The following is a 15,915-nucleotide window of genomic DNA, read 5'->3' as shown; positions in this document are numbered from 1 at the left end:
GCACCCAACCACGGCCGGGGACCTCGCCGTCAACCGCGACACGGCCGAGCAGTACGTCCGCTACAGGCACTACGCTCATAAATATCTCTCTATATATAGAAGTGGATAAAAGCCCCATTTCGGGGTTTTGCTATGTTACTTGCGAGCCATCAGGAAACAAGCAATTTTGCAGGGGAAAAAGGGAGATTTGTTGTGAAAGAGCAGGGTGCGGGCACCCTGCATCCATGATTAGCTGGCTCTTTTCACCAGCGGGAGGTCGAATGCTTTACGCAGGGCGCGCACGAAGGCTTTGTCCTGGCAGATAGTTTTGCCTGGGCTGTCAGAGAGTTTCGCCACCGGTTTGCCATTGCAGCTCACCAGCTTAATCACGATGTTCAGTGGTGTGACGCCAGTAATATCGCAGGTCAGGCGCGTACCAATGCCAAATACCACGTTGGCGCGTTGACCAAAGTGACGATATAACGCCAGCGCTTTATCCAGATTGAGGTTATCTGAGAACACCAGCGTTTTACTCTTCGGATCGATATCCAGACGCTGATAGTGTGCAATGGCTTTTTCACCCCACTCCACGGGATCTCCCGAGTCATGGCGCAAACCCTGATAGCGATGGGCAAAGCCCGGGCCGAAATCACGCAGGAAGGCATCCATGGTGATGCAGTCTGTCAACGCGATACCGAGTTGGTCATCATACTCATCCAGCCAGGATTGCAGCGCCGCGCGTTGGCTATTCGCCAGCACCGGGCTGATCTGTTGATGTGCCTGGAACCACTCATGGGCCTGAGTGCCCACCGGATTAAGCTGCAAGCGCCGGGCGAGATCGTAATTGCTGGTGCCCACTAACCACGGGAATTCCGCTTTTAACGTACTGACGATCGCTTCCTGAACCGCTTTGGAGTAGCGGCGACGGGTACCAAAATCCATCAGCTGGAAGCGAGACATATCGAGATCGCCCACCTGCTGACGGAAATCGACCAGCTTCTGCTGCAATTGAGTGACCGCTTGTTCCACACCGATCTCCGGTGTGCGATGGCGATGCACCACTTCACTGATCAGCGCCAGCAGCGGCACTTCCCAAAGAATAACTTCGCGCCATGGCCCGCTGATCTGAATAGACAAACGGCCATTCTCATTGCGCACCCTGACCTGAGAGGGATCAAAGCGGAATTGACGCAGCCAGTTGAGGTAATCGGATTCAAAGAAAGGTAAGCCGCTGAGATAGTGATATTCGTTGTCGCTCAGGGCAAGAGAAGGCAGCGTATCGAGTTGCACGCGAATTTCATCGGCATACTGGCCGAGCAATTCATCGCCGCGACAACGAAATTCTGCCGTTACCGGGACATCGTAGTAACGATGATAAACGGCCTGCTGCATATGAAGCTTATACGCATCGGTATCAAGCAGCGTGGTCAAAATCGGGGAAGCATGTCCAGTCATGGTGCGTTTCAGCATCCTCTTCCGCGGAGCAGAGCCCGGTGTCAACAAAGTCATAAAGACGCAGGAGTATAAAACAGTAATGACCACGATCACACCATAATTGCGGGTGGCAGGTCGAGGGTCATTTGTGCCATTGTTAATGAATTGTAGCCTTTTCAGCAAAGGCACGCATTGTGCGTGGCAACGAAGGCACAACCCGCTTAGACTTTGACGGGTCAACATATTAACGATGCGAGAAGGACTTATGACGCAACAGCCGCAAATCAAATATCGCCACGACTACCGTGCGCCGGATTACACCATCACCGATATCGATCTGACTTTTGACCTCGATGCCGCCAGCACGCGCGTGACGGCGGTGAGCCAGGTGAAGCGTCTCGGTGCTGCGGATGCCGAACTGCGTCTGGATGGCGAAGACCTCACGCTGGTGTCGCTGGCGGTGGATGGCCATCCCTGGTCACACTATCGTGAAGAAGAGGGCGCGCTGGTCATCAGCCAGTTGCCCGACAACTTTACCCTGACCATAATTAATGACATCCATCCGGATACCAACACCGCGCTGGAAGGGTTGTACAAGTCGGGTGATGCACTCTGTACCCAGTGTGAAGCGGAAGGCTTCCGCCATATCACCTGGTATCTGGATCGCCCGGACGTGCTGGCGCGCTTTACCACCACCATCATTGCCGATGCGGCAAAATATCCGTTCCTGCTCTCCAACGGCAATAAATTAGAGAGCGGTCGTCATGAAGATGGTCGCCACTGGGTGAAGTGGCAGGATCCGTTCCCGAAACCGTGCTATCTGTTTGCGCTGGTGGCGGGCGATTTCGACGTGCTGCGCGACAGCTTTACCACGCGTTCCGGCCGTGATGTGGCCCTGGAGATCTTCGTCGATCGTGGCAATCTCGATCGTGCCGACTGGGCGATGACCTCTTTGAAAGCCAGCATGAAATGGGATGAGGAGCGCTTTAACCTCGAATATGACCTCGACATATTTATGATTGTCGCGGTGGATTTTTTCAATATGGGCGCAATGGAGAACAAAGGCCTCAACGTCTTCAACTCCAAATATGTGCTGGCGAAAGCCGAGACCGCCACTGATAAAGATTATCTCGGTATTGAGGCGGTGATTGGTCACGAATACTTTCATAACTGGACCGGTAACCGCGTCACCTGCCGTGACTGGTTCCAGCTCAGCCTGAAAGAGGGCCTAACCGTATTCCGTGACCAGGAGTTTAGCTCTGACCTGGGCTCGCGTGCGGTTAACCGCATCGACAACGTACGCGTGATGCGCGGCGCACAGTTTGCCGAAGATGCCAGCCCAATGGCGCACCCGATCCGCCCGGATCAGGTGATCGAGATGAACAACTTCTATACCCTGACGGTGTACGAAAAAGGCTCTGAAGTGATTCGCATGATGCATACTCTGCTCGGCGAAGCCAATTTCCAGAAAGGCATGCAGCTCTATTTTGAGCGTCACGATGGTAGTGCGGCCACCTGCGACGATTTTGTTCAGGCGATGGAAGATGCCTCCAATGTTGATTTGTCACAGTTCCGTCGCTGGTACAGCCAGGCGGGTACACCGGTGCTGACGGTGCGTGATGACTACAATCCTGAGCTGGAGCAGTACACGCTGCACGTGACACAACACACGCCACCAACGGCCGAGCAGAAAGAGAAGTTGCCGCTGCATATCCCGCTGGATATCGAACTGTACGACAACGAAGGCAAGGTGATTCCGCTGCAGCATAACGGCCATCCGGTGCATCATGTGCTGAATGTCACCGAGGAGTTCCAGACCTTTATTTTCGATAACGTGCACTTCCAGCCAGTGCCTTCGCTGCTGCGTGAATTCTCGGCGCCCGTGAAGCTCGATTATAAATGGAGCGATGCGCAGCTCACCTTCCTGATGCGCCACGCCCGCAACGATTTCTCGCGCTGGGATGCGGCGCAAAGTTTGCTGGCGACTTATATCCGTCTGAATGTCGCGCGCCATCAGCAGGGACAACCGCTGTCGCTGCCGTTGCACGTGGCGGATGCCTTCCGCGCGGTGTTACTGGAAGAGCAGGGCGATCCGGCGTTAACCGCGTTGATTTTGTCACTGCCTGGCGAGAATGAAATCGCCGAGCTGTTTGACGTGATCGATCCGCTGGCGATTTCTGCGGTGCGTGCGGCGCTGGTGCATGCGCTGGCAACCGAACTGAGCGATGAATTGTATGCCGTGTATCTGGCTAACCAGAGCCAGGAATACAAGGTGGAGCATGCAGAGATTGGCAAGCGCGCACTGAAAAATGTCTGCCTGAGCTATTTGGCGTTCGCCGATGTGGAGCAAGCAGATAAACTGGTACAGGCGCAGTATTATCAAGCCAACAACATGACGGATGCGCTGGCCGCGCTCTCGGCAGCGGTGTCAGCGCAGTTGCCGTGTCGTGAAGCCTTGCTGGCCGCCTATGACGAGCGCTGGCATCAGGATGGCCTGGTGATGGACAAATGGTTTGTGCTGCAAGCCACCAGCCCGGCGGACAACGTGCTGAGCAAGGTGCGTGAACTGCTCAATCACCGTTCTTTCACCATGGGTAACCCGAACCGCATTCGTTCCCTGATTGGGGCTTTTGCGGCCGGCAACCCAGCAGCGTTCCACGCCAAAGACGGCAGTGGTTATCAGTTCCTGGTGGAGATGTTGACCGATCTCAACACGCGTAATCCACAAGTGGCGGCGCGTATGATCGAGCCATTGATTCGTCTGAAACGTTATGATGCCGGTCGTCAGGCATTGATGCGTAAGGCGCTGGAAACGTTAAAAGGTCTGGATAAGCTGTCGGGCGATCTGTACGAGAAGATCACCAAAGCGTTGAATGCCTGATAAGGTGTAAGCCGCATCACGATGATGCGGCTTTTACTGAATTCACCGCCACTTCCTCTGGTTGCGTGGAGTAACAGTGGCAATATCCCGCTCGACTTCGACTAACGCTGCTGAGCGAATTTCAGCGGCTGATCTGCCGGACTGCGCTTCATCACGCGATCCAGCACTTCTGCTTCCAGCTCCGCCAGACGCGCCGATCCGCGGCGACGTGGTCGCGCGAGATCCACGGTTAAATCCAGCCCAATCTGTCCCTCTTCAATCAGCAATACACGATCGGCCATCGCCACCGCTTCACTGACATCGTGGGTGACCAGCAGCACGGTAAAGTTATGCTGTTGCCATAATGATTCGATTAATCCCTGCATCTCAATACGCGTCAGTGCATCCAGCGCTCCGAGGGGTTCATCCAGCAGCAACAAACCGGGTCGATGAATCAACGCGCGAGCCAGCGCCACGCGCTGTTTTTGCCCACCCGATAGTGCCGCTGGCCACTCGTTAGCGCGATCGGCTAAACCCACCGCCTCCAGAGCTTCCAGTGCGGCAGCCCGCCATTCACGCCCCTTTAAACCCAGACCCACATTATCGATAACTTTTTTCCACGGCAGCAGACGTGCATCCTGGAACATGAGACGTGTGTCTTCGCGTGCTTGCGCTAACGGCGCAGTGCCTGCCAGCAGCTCACCGCGCGAAGTGGATTCCAGTCCCGCCAGCAGGCGCAGCAGGGTGCTTTTACCGCATCCGCTGCGGCCCACCACGGCAACAAACTGCCCGGCAGGGATATGCAGATTGATATTGTTGAGGATGGTGCGGTCGCCATACTGCTTACTGACGCCGTTAACGCCAACGGGGGTGCCGCTGTTCAGACGCGACGGGCTCAAAGTTGCGTTGCTCATGCGTTCTCCTTCAATTGATAAGCCGGATGCCAGCGCAGCCATACGCGCTCCAGCAGTTGAGCGACGACATCGGCCAGTTTGCCGAGCAGCGCATAGAGAATGATGGCGACCACCACCACATCGGTTTGCAGGAATTCGCGTGCGTTCATCGCCAGATAGCCAATGCCAGAGTTGGCCGAGATTGTTTCAGCCACAATCAGCGTCAGCCACATCAGGCCGAGGGCAAAGCGTACGCCGACCATGATCGAAGGCAGCGCACCTGGCAGAATCACCTGAATAAACAGACTCCAGCCAGAAAGACCATAACTGCGCGCCATCTCCACCAGACCACGATCGATATTACGGATGCCGTGATAAGTGTTGAGGTAAATCGGGAATAAGGTGCCGAGTGCCACCAGGAAAATCTTGGCTGACTCATCGATGCCGAACCAAAGAATCACCAGCGGGATTAATGCCAGGTGCGGCACGTTGCGCAGCATCTGCACAGAGGTATCCAGCAAACGTTCGCCCACGCGTGAGGTGCCGGTGATCAAGCCAAGCACCAAACCGATCGAGCCGCCAATGGCAAAGCCGATCGCCGCACGCCAGCCACTGATGGCGAGGTTTTGCCACAGTTCACCACTCACCGTCAGCTTCCAGAACGTAATAATGATGTTTTCCGGTGATGGCAGAATACGTGTTGAGAGCCAGCCCACCTGAGAGGCAAGCTGCCACACCGCAACCAGCAGCACCGGTAAAGCCCAGGGCAGTAGGGCATTACTCAGCTGTTTTTGAAACTTTGCCATCCTGAACTCCTTAGCTCTGAGACACTTTCTGCGGGGTGAAATCATTGGCTACCGCTTCACCGTGCGCTTGCACCACACGAGGTTTCGGCACTTCTGGGATGGCCAAATCAAGGTGTGGGAACAGTAGCTCACCGACACGATAGGCTTCTTCAAGATGCGGATAACCTGAGAGAATAAAGGTCTCGATGCCGAGGTCGCTGTACTCCTGCATACGTGCAGCCACGGTTGGGCCATCGCCCACCAGCGCAGTACCGGCACCGCCACGCACCAAACCCACGCCTGCCCACAGGTTCGGGCTGATCTCCAGCTTGTCACGGCGGCCACCATGCAGCGCAGCCATGCGCTGTTGTCCGACAGAATCGGTACGGGCAAAGGCCGCCTGCGCTTTGGCAATAGTGGCATCGTCAAGATGAGCAATCAGGCGATCCGCTGCCTGCCAGGCTTCTTCATTGGTTTCACGCACGATGACGTGCAGACGAATGCCAAAGCGCACTTTACGGCCCTGTGCCGCCGCTTTGGCACGCACTTGATCAATTTTCTCTTTGACTAATGCCGGAGGCTCGCCCCAGGTGAGATAAACATCGACCTGCTCAGCGGCGAGATCCTGCGCGGCATCGGATGAACCGCCAAACCACAGCGGTGGACGTGGCTGTTGTACCGGTTTAAACATCAGGCGTGCACCGCGCACTTTGACGTGTTTACCCTCGTAATCCACGGTTTCACCTTCTGAAACGCGACGCCATACGCGGGTGAACTCCGCTGATTCTTCATAACGCTCCCGATGATCGAGGAACACGCCGTCCCCCGCCAGCTCTTCAGGGTCGCCGCCTGTGACCAGGTTAAACAGCGCGCGCCCGTTGGACAGACGATCCAGCGTCGCGGCCTGGCGCGCTGCCTGCGTCGGTGAAATCACGCCCGGACGCAGCGCCACCAGAAAGCGCAAACGTTGCGTCACCGGAATCAGTGACGCGGCCACCAGCCAGGCATCTTCGCAGGAGCGGCCGGTGGGGATCAGCACGCCGCCAAAGCCAAGGCGATCGGCGGCCTGAGCAATCTGCTGCAGATAACCGTGATCGACAGGACGCGAACCTTCGGCGGTGCCAAGATAGTGCCCATCACCGTGGGTGGGAAGAAACCAAAATACGGATATGCTCATGATTCAATTCCCTATGGCTGGGCGGACTGTGGATGCCAGATGCGGTCAGTGATGTTCACTTTTACCGGCATCAAATGATTGGCATAAAACAGGTCGGCCGTTTGCTGTTGGGCCTGCGCAGTATGTGCGCTGACCGGCGTAATCGTGGTGGGTGGACGATGGTCGAGATAGCTGGCAATCACCGGCTTGGGTAAGCCCATCGCTTGTGCCAGCAGATCAATACTTTGCTCGCGTTGGCTGCGGGTGAGCGCGTCAGCATCGCTGAAGGTTTGCAGCACTTGCTGGATAAATGGACCGTTGGCTTCGGCATATTTGCGTGTGGCTAAATAGAAGGAACCGGTCTGGTTGAGCTTGCTGCCATCAGCCAGTACGCGCACGTTGCCTTGCAGTAAGGCGGCAGAGTAGTAGGGATCCCAAATAGCCCAGGCATCGACATCGCCCTGCTGGAAAGCGGCTCGCGCATCGGCGGGGGTCAGATAGGTGGGCTGGATATCTTTAAAGCTCAGGCCAGCCTGCTCCAGCGCACGCAACAATAAGTTGTGTGAACTGGAGCCCTTCTGAAAGGCCACTTTATAACCTTTCAAATCGGCAACACGCTTAATCGGGCTGTCTTTGGGCACCAGAATCACCTCAGCCTGAGGTTTCGGTGGTTCGGAACCGACATACAGCAGATCCGCGCCTGCTGCCTGTGCAAACAGCGGTGGAATATCACCGGTGCTGCCTAAATCAATGCTATCGACATTCAGCGCCTCCAGCATCTGCGGGCCCGCGGGAAATTCAATCCATTTGATCTGGGTATGGGGGAAACGTTGTTCCAGCATCTGGTGAGATTTTGCTAACACCATGCTCACCGAACCTTTTTGATACCCCACACGCAATTGCGCCGGGGCATCAGCGGCAACGGCGTTGGCACTCAGGGCAAATAGCGCAGCAAAGGCTGGCAGCAGTAAACCCGTAAACATCCTTTTCATGATTCTTCCTTTATACCGCTTGAGCGTAAGGTTGATGGCGACGATGCAGTGCATGCCAGAAGGTGTCGAGCGCATCATCAATGCGATCGGCCAGTTGTTGATCCAGCTCTGGCTGGCGGTCGTAATTCACTATTTGCGTATCGGTGGCAAACACCCCATGCAGCACTTCCTGGGCTTTCAGCGCATTCAATACCGGCTTGAGCGCGTAATCCACGGCCAGTAAATGGGATGCACTACCGCCGCTGGCCAATGGCAACACCACTTTGTGTTCCAGGGCACGTTCTGGCAGTAAATCAAGCAGGGTTTTCAGCGCACCCGAAAATGAAGCTTTATAAATAGGGGTGGCAACAATCAGTCCGTCCGCCAGCGCCAGGTCGGCTTTCAATGCGTTGAGGGCTGGAGAGTCAAAGCGCGCATAGAGCAGATCGTCCGCCTGGAAGTTGTGAATATTCCAGGGAATGACTTCAACACCGCGTGCTTCTAACGCGTGTTGGCACAGGCTGAGCAGTGCAGTAGAGCGCGATGGGAAGCGAGGGCTGCCCGCCAGCGTAATAACCCGCATGGTCACTCCTTATAACTGAAAGTTATTGATTATCTGAAATTGAGAACTGATATGTTCAATACTGGCAGAGCGCGCTCACGGGTATAAATGATTTATCTGGCAAACTTAAGCCGAAATATGGGATAGGCGGGAGAGAGATATTTATGAGAATGGCATGCCGTGTTCTGGGCTAAGGATATTCTGAAAACTCAGTGAGGTGAATGCTTCTCACTTAAGCACGGGCGTGAGTATCACTCAGGGGAATGATTAATTTGGATGAAGTTTCTTATTAATAGAGTGTTTGAGAGAGAAAATGAAGGATGAATCAACCTTTCAAACGATAAAAGAATATTTTTCTTTTACGAATGAAAGGGTAGTGGGGGAGCGAACACACCGAAGTGTTTTTTTTGAGCGGCAAGTCATTTCAGGAGGGGGGGGCACTCTGGTAAATAATGGATTGATTCGTGATTAAGTGTTTCCAAAAGCGTGCAAACATTAAAAACAAGGCATGCCTTACTTCTGTTCTGGCTAAAAATTGTTATCTTTATTCTCGATGCTTTAGCCCTGGTTCAGAAAGTTTTAACAATTATGATTAGGGTGACGTCTGGAAGGCCGATAAAAAATGAATTCTCTGCCCTTAGCCTGTTTATAATCTGTTGAGATTAATTGCGCTAAAAATCTTCATCAGCTTGTCTGTTATTTTTTTACTTGAGCATTTCATTGGGAAAGGTTCAGGTTTTCATCTTTTATTGGGGATATAAAATATGGAACGCTTTTCTCCGGATCACGATGTGTCTGGCCCAGCGATGAACGCAGGGCAAGAAGATCGACTGCTATCAGATTCAACCCTTCGCTGCTATGAGCTCCAATCGGTTATCACCTCTCAACGCTTTAATTTGGTCAATACAGACCCTGACAGGATTGCAGGTTTGAATGAGGATGACTTCTTACTGTTTGCACCCGCTGGCTTTACGCCTGCAGACGCACTGTTGCTGGAGGTCGCTAAATGCAACGATCAGCGTCCTGAGCTGAACTGTTTTATCCAACCTCTGTCCCCTCAGCACACCCTTAAAACGGGATTGCAGTCTTCATTACAACTTTTTCAGCAGTTACAGACCGGGCAGCATTGGTGTCAACATTACCTCGTCATCCTGCGTGTTGCGCTTGTTTACGCCGCAACACCTTTGAATCGCATGCGGGATGTGATGCTTGCTGGGTTGATTAATACGGAGTCCGTCTGGGTACTGGATACCTTAAATAGCGCCAGTGACGAGAAAGAGTGTGCCACGTTAAGCTATCAACAGTTTATGCAAGAGTATGAAAAATTGACCCGAATGACGCATTATCTGCCTGAAAGGAATGCTTATCGGCAAAGTTATTTAAGGGGCGGATTATTGAACCTGATTCAGCAGGACTTAAATCATACAGACAAACTCTCTGATAATGTGCGGCACGCCATTCACTATTTCTCAGAGCAGTTTCCTGCACAGGGTGTCATGGAAAAACTCATGTTGAAACAACCGGACATCTATTTCAATCTGATGAAAGTCAGAAAAACCTCTGTTGTATGAGACCAACGTTGGTTTTAAGAATTAGTCCCGTGTGCGCCGAGCTTTTTTTATGCCACGCTAATTCTCCTTGAGAAAAAACTGACACCAAAACACTTATGTCGATTAAACGTAACGCGATTGCCAACTATGTTGGCCAAATCTATCTGACGCTGTCAGGTATTTTGGTGGTACCACTTTATATTCAACATTTAGGAATGGAAGCCTACGGTCTGGTCGGCTTCTTTTCTATTTTATTGACGTGGTTACAACTGCTGGATGCCGGGGTTTCTACTACCTTGATGCGTGAAGCTGCGCGCTATCGTGCCAATCAAGCCGAATTTGTCTGGTTCCCGGCGCTGTTTGCCACCTTGACGCGATTCTTTCTGATTTCAACGCTGATCCTTGTGGTACTGGGTTGGATTGCCACGCCGTGGATTGCCGCTCATTGGCTCAATGCGCAACATCTGCCAGCCAGGGATGTAGTGATTGCGGTTGGCATTATGGTCATTACCGCGGCCATACGCTGGCGTACCAGCCCGTATCGTAGCGTGATTGTCGGATTTGAACATCAGGTCTGGCTAAATGGCGTTAACCTGATCATCACCACTTTGCGTACTTTTGGTGCCGTGGTGGTGATTCAGTTTTTCCCTAACCCTGTGCTGACCTTCTTTATCTGGCAATTGCTGGTATCGATTGCCGAAGCGGCATGCTGTATCTACAAATCCTGCCAACTGGTTCCACGTTCCGCGCGCAAAGAGAAGCGTGATGACCTGAAAGGAGTATTGCGGCCCTTTATTCGTTTTGCGCTCAGCGCGGCCTACTCCAGTGCGGTCTGGACCTTTATTTCACAGATTGACCGACTGGTCCTGTCCAAAACCCTGCCGCTGAGCCAATACGGTTCGTTTACCGTGGTGGCGACCGCGGCTACCGGCATCCTGCTGCTCAGCAGCCCGATCATGCAGGCGATTGTGCCGCGCATGACCGGCATGAAAACCCGTAATGAAGGCGATGCGGAAGCGCTCAAACTCTATCGCTATACTACTCAGGCCGTCGCGATATTTATGGCGCCGCTCAGTATCACCATTGCCTGCTATGCCGGACCGCTGCTTTGGGCCTGGACCCAGAAAACCCAGATTGTTGATGAGATGTCATTTGTGCTCAGTCTTTACGCGCTGGGCAGCGGCATTCAGGCCATCTGTGGCCTGCTGTATCACCTGCAATACATCAACGGCAATCTCAAATTGCATATGCAAGGCTTCAGCGTGTTCGCATTGATTTTGGTACCGCTCAACATCTGGTGCGCGATGCATTTTGGCGCGCTGGGTACCGGATGGTTGTGGCTGGGGCAAAACATCTTCTATTTAGTGGGTTGGGCATGGCTGGTACACCGCCGTTTCGCGCCCGGTCTGCATTTCACCTGGCTCACGCGTGATGTGATGTTGATTTGGGCGGCATCCGCGCTGATGGTCTGGTTAAGCACCTTCTTGCCTATCGACTGGAATCAAAACCGTTGGATCAACCTGCTGTGGTTAGGCCTGATTGGCGCAATCAATCTTGGTGTGTGCTGTTTGCTGCATAGCCTGGTGCTAAAGCGCCTGCGCTTGCCGTTATTCAATGTTGAGGAGAGAGGATGAGAATGTTGACATCTCGCCGCGTGCCGACCGTTTCTGTCATCGTGCCAAACTGGAACTGTGCCCCGTGGCTGCCAGAGGCGATGGGTTCGTTGTTACGTCAATCATCACCGCCCGATGAGATCATTATCATTGATGACGGTTCAAGTGATAGCAGTGTGGCCTGGCTCACCGCTTTCGCTGCTGCGCATCCGCAGGTCACTCTGCTGAGCGGTGAACGCGGCGGCGTCAGCGCCGCGCGTATGAAAGGACTCGCCGCAGCCACCGGTGATTTTGTCTATTTCATGGATGCGGATGATTTCGTTTCGACTGAACTGTTTGCTGATTTTCGACGGGTACAGGCCAGGCATCAGGAGATTGATCTGTTCTGTTTTGGCGCGAAGATGTTTCTTGATCTGCCTGTGGCGCAGCGCCAGTATCAACGTATTCATCAACGTCATGTCAGTGGTTTATTGCCCGGGGGCAGGGCAAGTCTGCACATTTTGCTGCAACACCAGTCGGCACATCGCGTGGTGTGGAGCTCGATCATGTCGCGACGTTTAATCGATCAGCTGGCGTTGCAGTTCCTTCCCATTCAGAACCATGAAGATGCGCCCTGGATGTTTGCGCTCTATATGGCCGCGCGTCAAATCTACTGCACCAGCCAAAGCTACTACTACAAGCGCTTCATGCTCAGTTCATTGTCACAGAGCACGCGTGACTTTTCGTGGGTAAAAAATTACTTCATTGCGCGACAAAGCAGCGAGCAGTTTTTACGCGACCAGCAGCAACCCGTTGATGAGTTGTTGTTGGATGATTACTACCAGACGGTGATGAAGGGCTGTCTCGCGCAAATCCGTAAAAATCACATGACCGTGCCCAATGAATGGCAGGCTCCGGTGAATCAAGTGGTAAGTAAGATGCTGCAACAGGATGCGCGCCTGAAGCTGCTGTGGTATTGCCCGTCGATTTACCTCGGATTGCAAAATGTTCGTGAACAAGTCGGGCGCTATTCTGCACGTCGCTGACCGTGATCAATTCTCCCGCTGCTGATTAAATTTACTTTTGCGCCAGAGGCCTTTACCATTCTGGCGCACAAATTTCCGTGCACCCGACTTCTTCGCTTCCGCCATTCAGGAGAGTGCATGTTATATCCTATCGTCCGGCCGGCGCTGTTTAAGCTCGATCCAGAGCGTGCGCACGAACTCACCTTTCAACAATTACGTTTTATCAGCGGAACGCCGCTGGAAGGACTGATTCGCCAGTCGCTGCCGTCACGCCCGGTGACCTGCATGGGATTGACTTTCCCTAACGCGCTGGGGCTTGCTGCAGGCCTCGATAAAAACGCAGAGTGCATTGATGCCTTTGGTGCGATGGGTTTCGGCTTCGTGGAAGTCGGGACGGTGACGCCACGTCCACAGCCTGGCAATGATAAGCCGCGCATGTTCCGTCTGGTGGAAGCGGAAGGGATTATTAATCGCATGGGCTTTAATAATCACGGCGTCGATCACTTAGTCGAGAACGTTAAAAAAGCGCGTTTCAAAGGTGTCCTCGGTATCAATATTGGCAAAAATAAAGATACGCCAGTGGAGCAAGGCAAAGACGATTATCTGATCTGCATGGAAAAGGTGTATGCCCATGCCGGTTATATCGCCATCAATATTTCATCGCCAAACACACCTGGATTACGCACGCTGCAATATGGCGAAGCGCTGGACGATCTGCTTTCGGCGATCAAATTAAAACAAAAAGAGCTGCAGGAACGGCACCTTAAATATGTGCCGGTCGCGGTGAAGATCGCGCCGGATCTTTCTGAAGAAGAATTGATCCAGGTTGCCGACAGTTTGGTGCGCCATGAAATTGACGGTGTCATTGCCACGAATACCACGCTCGATCGTGCTTTAGTTGCTGGACTTAAATATGCCGATGAGATGGGTGGATTAAGTGGCCGTCCGGTACAGTCACGCAGCACTGAAGTGATTCGCCGCTTGTCGCAAGAGCTGCAAGGTCGCTTACCTATTATTGGCGTCGGTGGTATTGATTCACTGGTTTCCGCTCGTGAAAAAATGGCCGCAGGGGCCACATTGGTGCAGATATACTCTGGCTTTATTTATAAAGGCCCAGGTTTAATTAAAGATATCGTGACCCACCTCTAAGACATTTCCCACTTTCCCGCGCCGGGGGGTTTATTTATCCCTTCGGCTCGTTTATATTTTGTCCTGCTGATGTTTTTTTCATCTTTTCCTTAGAGCTTTATTTTTTCATTGAGCGCCATTTAGCGCAGCGATTAACCACAGGGCACATCATGAAAATCAAACCTGATGATAACTGGCGTTGGTATTTTGACGCAGAGCACGATCGTATGATGCTGGATTTAGCCGATGGCATGCTATTTCGTTCGCGCTTCTCGCGTAAAATGCTGACACCGGATGCCTTTAATGTCAGTGGTTTTTGTGTCGATGACGCTGCCCTGTATTTTACGTTTGAAGAGCGCTGCCGACAGAGTGGATTAAAAGGCGATCAGCGCGCTGAATTAGTCTTAAACGCATTAGTCGCGAGTCGTTTTTTAAAACCGCTGATGCCAAAAAGCTGGCATTTCACCAGCCATGCCCAGAGCTGGCAACCCGCATCAGGCGATATGGTAGCCGTGACGCTGGCCGATAGCGGCGAACAGGCGCAATTGCTGGTGGTTGAGAGCGGTGAAAATGCGGCGTTATGTTTACTGGCGCAAAATGCACTTTCAGTAGCGGGTAAAGGCATGCAGTTAGGTGATGCGATCAAGATCATGAACGATCGTTTACGACCGCATCAGCTGGAACAAAACGCCCACTTTGCGCGGGCGGTTTAAGCGTTTAAGCCAGAACAATATCGCCTGCGGGAATACAGCTACAACTGAGAATCGTTCCGTCTGCGCGCACTGCGCTCTGTTTCAGCGCTTTCACTTCGCCCGATACCAGCGTCACCTTGCAGCTACCACATATCCCGGCACGACACGAGTAGGGAATGCGAAAGCCCTGCATCTCCAGTTGTTCGAGTAGCACTTGCTGGTTGTCGCCGGTAAATTCACTGCCCTGATAGCCAATGATCACTTCTGCCTGTTGGCTGGCAGCCGGTTTGAGGGTTTCCACCACCGCGCCCGCTCCGTAAGCTCGCGGTGTCTGACGAGCCAAAACCGTGAGCTCATCGCCGACGCGGATCACGCCGCTGTTGCGGGCGATCAGATTCAGACCGAAATCGATATCTCCGCTGCCGTCCTGACCGCTGCGGAAACGTTGTAACGTGGCCAGGGGTTCACCTTCGGGATGTTTGCGCCCGCTTTCGGTACCCACGGTGGTGAATACACAGCGGCTGCAGGGCTTGGGCATATCAAAAACAATCTCGCCGATTTTAACTTGCTTCCAGCTGTCTTCATCCCATGCGGCTGCGCCGCTGACCACCAGGTTAGGGCGGAATTGCTCAACGCGAACGCTGGCCGGGCAACGCTGCTGCAGATCCTGCAGTGACGACATATTCACCAGCAGGAAGGGAAAACCATCCGCGAAACTCAGCGATACCTCATCAAATTTTTTCACCCGTCGCGTGGGAGCCACACCGGTCCAGCGCAATTGCACCGGACGCGGAAAGAATTCACTCAGCCAATCATTGATTTCGGCGGGCGCAATATGCGAGGTGAAATGATTCCCCCAAACTTCAGTGGGTGACAATTGTGCCGTGAAATCGCTGAAGCGAATTAACGCCTGGCTGCCATCCGGGGCATTTAAAAATAAGCCATCGGGTAACAGCGCAGGAGTAAAACGCACCATGTCCGGATACTGTCGCGCAGTAATAAAAGTGCCGTCCAGTTCGGTCACCATGAAGATGCGATCAAACGCCAGACCACTCTCCAGCACCTGTGCATGAGACAGTTGCAAACCGCGCATCGATTTGACCGGATGAATATAGAGGCGAGAAAGCGTAATCATCGAAACTCCAACAGGACAAAAAGAAGCTAACTTTATGACATAGGACGCTGATTCGCTATAATGCGCAACAATTTTAGCAAGAGTAAAAAGTGACGATATGAATTCTCTGTTTGCCAGTACGGCGCGTGGGCTCGAAGAGCTGTTAAAAACTGA

Annotated in this window: 14 protein-coding genes; 6 read left to right on the top strand and 8 right to left on the bottom strand. The window is 53.1% G+C overall.

What is annotated here, in order from left to right; translation table 11 throughout:
* Together RT340_RS15155 and pncB are read right to left on the bottom strand one after the other, a co-directional pair.
* A partial coding sequence (locus RT340_RS15155) for a hypothetical protein (RefSeq protein WP_313376857.1) occupies positions 1 to 79 on the bottom strand: 79 nt, incomplete at its 3' end.
* A 149-nt stretch (positions 80 to 228) separates the two neighbouring features.
* Positions 229 to 1,434, bottom strand: a complete 1,206-nt coding sequence (gene pncB / locus RT340_RS15150) for a nicotinate phosphoribosyltransferase (RefSeq protein WP_176505803.1) — start codon at positions 1,432 to 1,434, stop codon at positions 229 to 231.
* A 244-nt stretch (positions 1,435 to 1,678) separates the two neighbouring features.
* Here pncB and pepN point away from each other — a divergent pair, with 244 nt between their 5' ends.
* A complete protein-coding gene (gene pepN, locus RT340_RS15145) occupies positions 1,679 to 4,294 on the top strand; it encodes an aminopeptidase N (protein ID WP_313376853.1) in 2,616 nt (871 codons plus the stop codon).
* Between the two features lie 101 nt (positions 4,295 to 4,395).
* On the opposite strand, the gene ssuB is transcribed toward pepN, so the two are convergent.
* From ssuB to ssuE, 5 genes are read right to left on the bottom strand one after another with little or no spacing between them, the layout of a single operon-like run.
* A complete protein-coding gene (gene ssuB, locus RT340_RS15140) occupies positions 4,396 to 5,187 on the bottom strand; it encodes an aliphatic sulfonates ABC transporter ATP-binding protein (protein WP_058959672.1) in 792 nt (263 codons plus the stop codon).
* Positions 5,184 to 5,972, bottom strand: coding sequence for an aliphatic sulfonate ABC transporter permease SsuC (ssuC, locus tag RT340_RS15135; RefSeq protein ID WP_313376850.1), 789 nt, complete (start codon positions 5,970 to 5,972; stop codon positions 5,184 to 5,186). The genes ssuB and ssuC overlap by 4 nt, the downstream gene beginning before the upstream one ends.
* Before the next feature lie 10 nt (positions 5,973 to 5,982).
* Positions 5,983 to 7,128, bottom strand: coding sequence for an FMNH2-dependent alkanesulfonate monooxygenase (gene ssuD / locus RT340_RS15130; RefSeq protein WP_034820486.1), 1,146 nt, complete (start codon positions 7,126 to 7,128; stop codon positions 5,983 to 5,985).
* Between the two features lie 11 nt (positions 7,129 to 7,139).
* A complete protein-coding gene (locus RT340_RS15125; protein WP_141399038.1) occupies positions 7,140 to 8,099 on the bottom strand; it encodes a sulfonate ABC transporter substrate-binding protein in 960 nt (319 codons plus the stop codon).
* 10 nt (positions 8,100 to 8,109) lie between these two features.
* Positions 8,110 to 8,661 carry an NADPH-dependent FMN reductase gene (gene ssuE, locus RT340_RS15120; protein WP_097119308.1) on the bottom strand — a complete coding sequence of 184 codons (552 nt, stop codon included), beginning with the start codon at positions 8,659 to 8,661 and terminating at the stop codon, positions 8,110 to 8,112.
* Between the two features lie 743 nt (positions 8,662 to 9,404).
* Between ssuE and RT340_RS15115 the strand changes: the two genes are divergently transcribed.
* The 5 genes from RT340_RS15115 (at position 9,405) to RT340_RS15095 (ending at position 14,648) form a co-directional block, all read left to right on the top strand.
* Complete coding sequence (locus RT340_RS15115) at positions 9,405 to 10,211, top strand: hypothetical protein (protein WP_160832442.1); 807 nt, start codon at positions 9,405 to 9,407, stop codon at positions 10,209 to 10,211.
* Between the two features lie 95 nt (positions 10,212 to 10,306).
* The gene (locus RT340_RS15110) at positions 10,307 to 11,824 is read left to right on the top strand and encodes a lipopolysaccharide biosynthesis protein (protein WP_211728173.1); all 1,518 of its coding nucleotides are present in this window, start codon (positions 10,307 to 10,309) and stop codon (positions 11,822 to 11,824) included.
* 2 nt (positions 11,825 to 11,826) lie between these two features.
* The gene (locus tag RT340_RS15105) at positions 11,827 to 12,828 is read left to right on the top strand and encodes a glycosyltransferase family 2 protein (RefSeq protein WP_249221621.1); all 1,002 of its coding nucleotides are present in this window, start codon (positions 11,827 to 11,829) and stop codon (positions 12,826 to 12,828) included.
* Between the two features lie 117 nt (positions 12,829 to 12,945).
* Positions 12,946 to 13,956, top strand: a complete 1,011-nt coding sequence (pyrD, locus tag RT340_RS15100) for a quinone-dependent dihydroorotate dehydrogenase (protein ID WP_034820474.1) — start codon at positions 12,946 to 12,948, stop codon at positions 13,954 to 13,956.
* 149 nt (positions 13,957 to 14,105) lie between these two features.
* Entirely contained in the window at positions 14,106 to 14,648 is a 543-nt protein-coding gene (locus RT340_RS15095) for a cell division protein ZapC (RefSeq protein ID WP_211728175.1), read from the top strand.
* A 4-nt stretch (positions 14,649 to 14,652) separates the two neighbouring features.
* On the opposite strand, the gene RT340_RS15090 is transcribed toward RT340_RS15095, so the two are convergent.
* Positions 14,653 to 15,762, bottom strand: a complete 1,110-nt coding sequence (locus RT340_RS15090; RefSeq protein ID WP_058959667.1) for a YcbX family protein — start codon at positions 15,760 to 15,762, stop codon at positions 14,653 to 14,655.
* Positions 15,763 to 15,915 lie beyond the last annotated feature (153 nt).

Source organism: Pantoea sp. CTOTU50773 (genome assembly GCF_032082325.1).
Classification (GTDB): domain Bacteria; phylum Pseudomonadota; class Gammaproteobacteria; order Enterobacterales; family Enterobacteriaceae; genus Pantoea; species Pantoea communis.
Note: the sequence above shows the minus strand (reverse complement) of the source record. Positions and strands in the feature narration are given on the sequence as shown.

Coding starts and splice junctions, on each gene's coding strand:
- pncB (WP_176505803.1), bottom strand. CDS start 1,434: ATGACTGGACATGCTTCCCCGATTTTGACCACGCTGCTTGATACCGAT.
- pepN (WP_313376853.1), top strand. CDS start 1,679: ATGACGCAACAGCCGCAAATCAAATATCGCCACGACTACCGTGCGCCG.
- ssuB (WP_058959672.1), bottom strand. CDS start 5,187: ATGAGCAACGCAACTTTGAGCCCGTCGCGTCTGAACAGCGGCACCCCC.
- ssuC (WP_313376850.1), bottom strand. CDS start 5,972: ATGGCAAAGTTTCAAAAACAGCTGAGTAATGCCCTACTGCCCTGGGCT.
- ssuD (WP_034820486.1), bottom strand. CDS start 7,128: ATGAGCATATCCGTATTTTGGTTTCTTCCCACCCACGGTGATGGGCAC.
- RT340_RS15125 (WP_141399038.1), bottom strand. CDS start 8,099: ATGAAAAGGATGTTTACGGGTTTACTGCTGCCAGCCTTTGCTGCGCTA.
- ssuE (WP_097119308.1), bottom strand. CDS start 8,661: ATGCGGGTTATTACGCTGGCGGGCAGCCCTCGCTTCCCATCGCGCTCT.
- RT340_RS15115 (WP_160832442.1), top strand. CDS start 9,405: ATGGAACGCTTTTCTCCGGATCACGATGTGTCTGGCCCAGCGATGAAC.
- RT340_RS15110 (WP_211728173.1), top strand. CDS start 10,307: ATGTCGATTAAACGTAACGCGATTGCCAACTATGTTGGCCAAATCTAT.
- RT340_RS15105 (WP_249221621.1), top strand. CDS start 11,827: ATGTTGACATCTCGCCGCGTGCCGACCGTTTCTGTCATCGTGCCAAAC.
- pyrD (WP_034820474.1), top strand. CDS start 12,946: ATGTTATATCCTATCGTCCGGCCGGCGCTGTTTAAGCTCGATCCAGAG.
- RT340_RS15095 (WP_211728175.1), top strand. CDS start 14,106: ATGAAAATCAAACCTGATGATAACTGGCGTTGGTATTTTGACGCAGAG.
- RT340_RS15090 (WP_058959667.1), bottom strand. CDS start 15,762: ATGATTACGCTTTCTCGCCTCTATATTCATCCGGTCAAATCGATGCGC.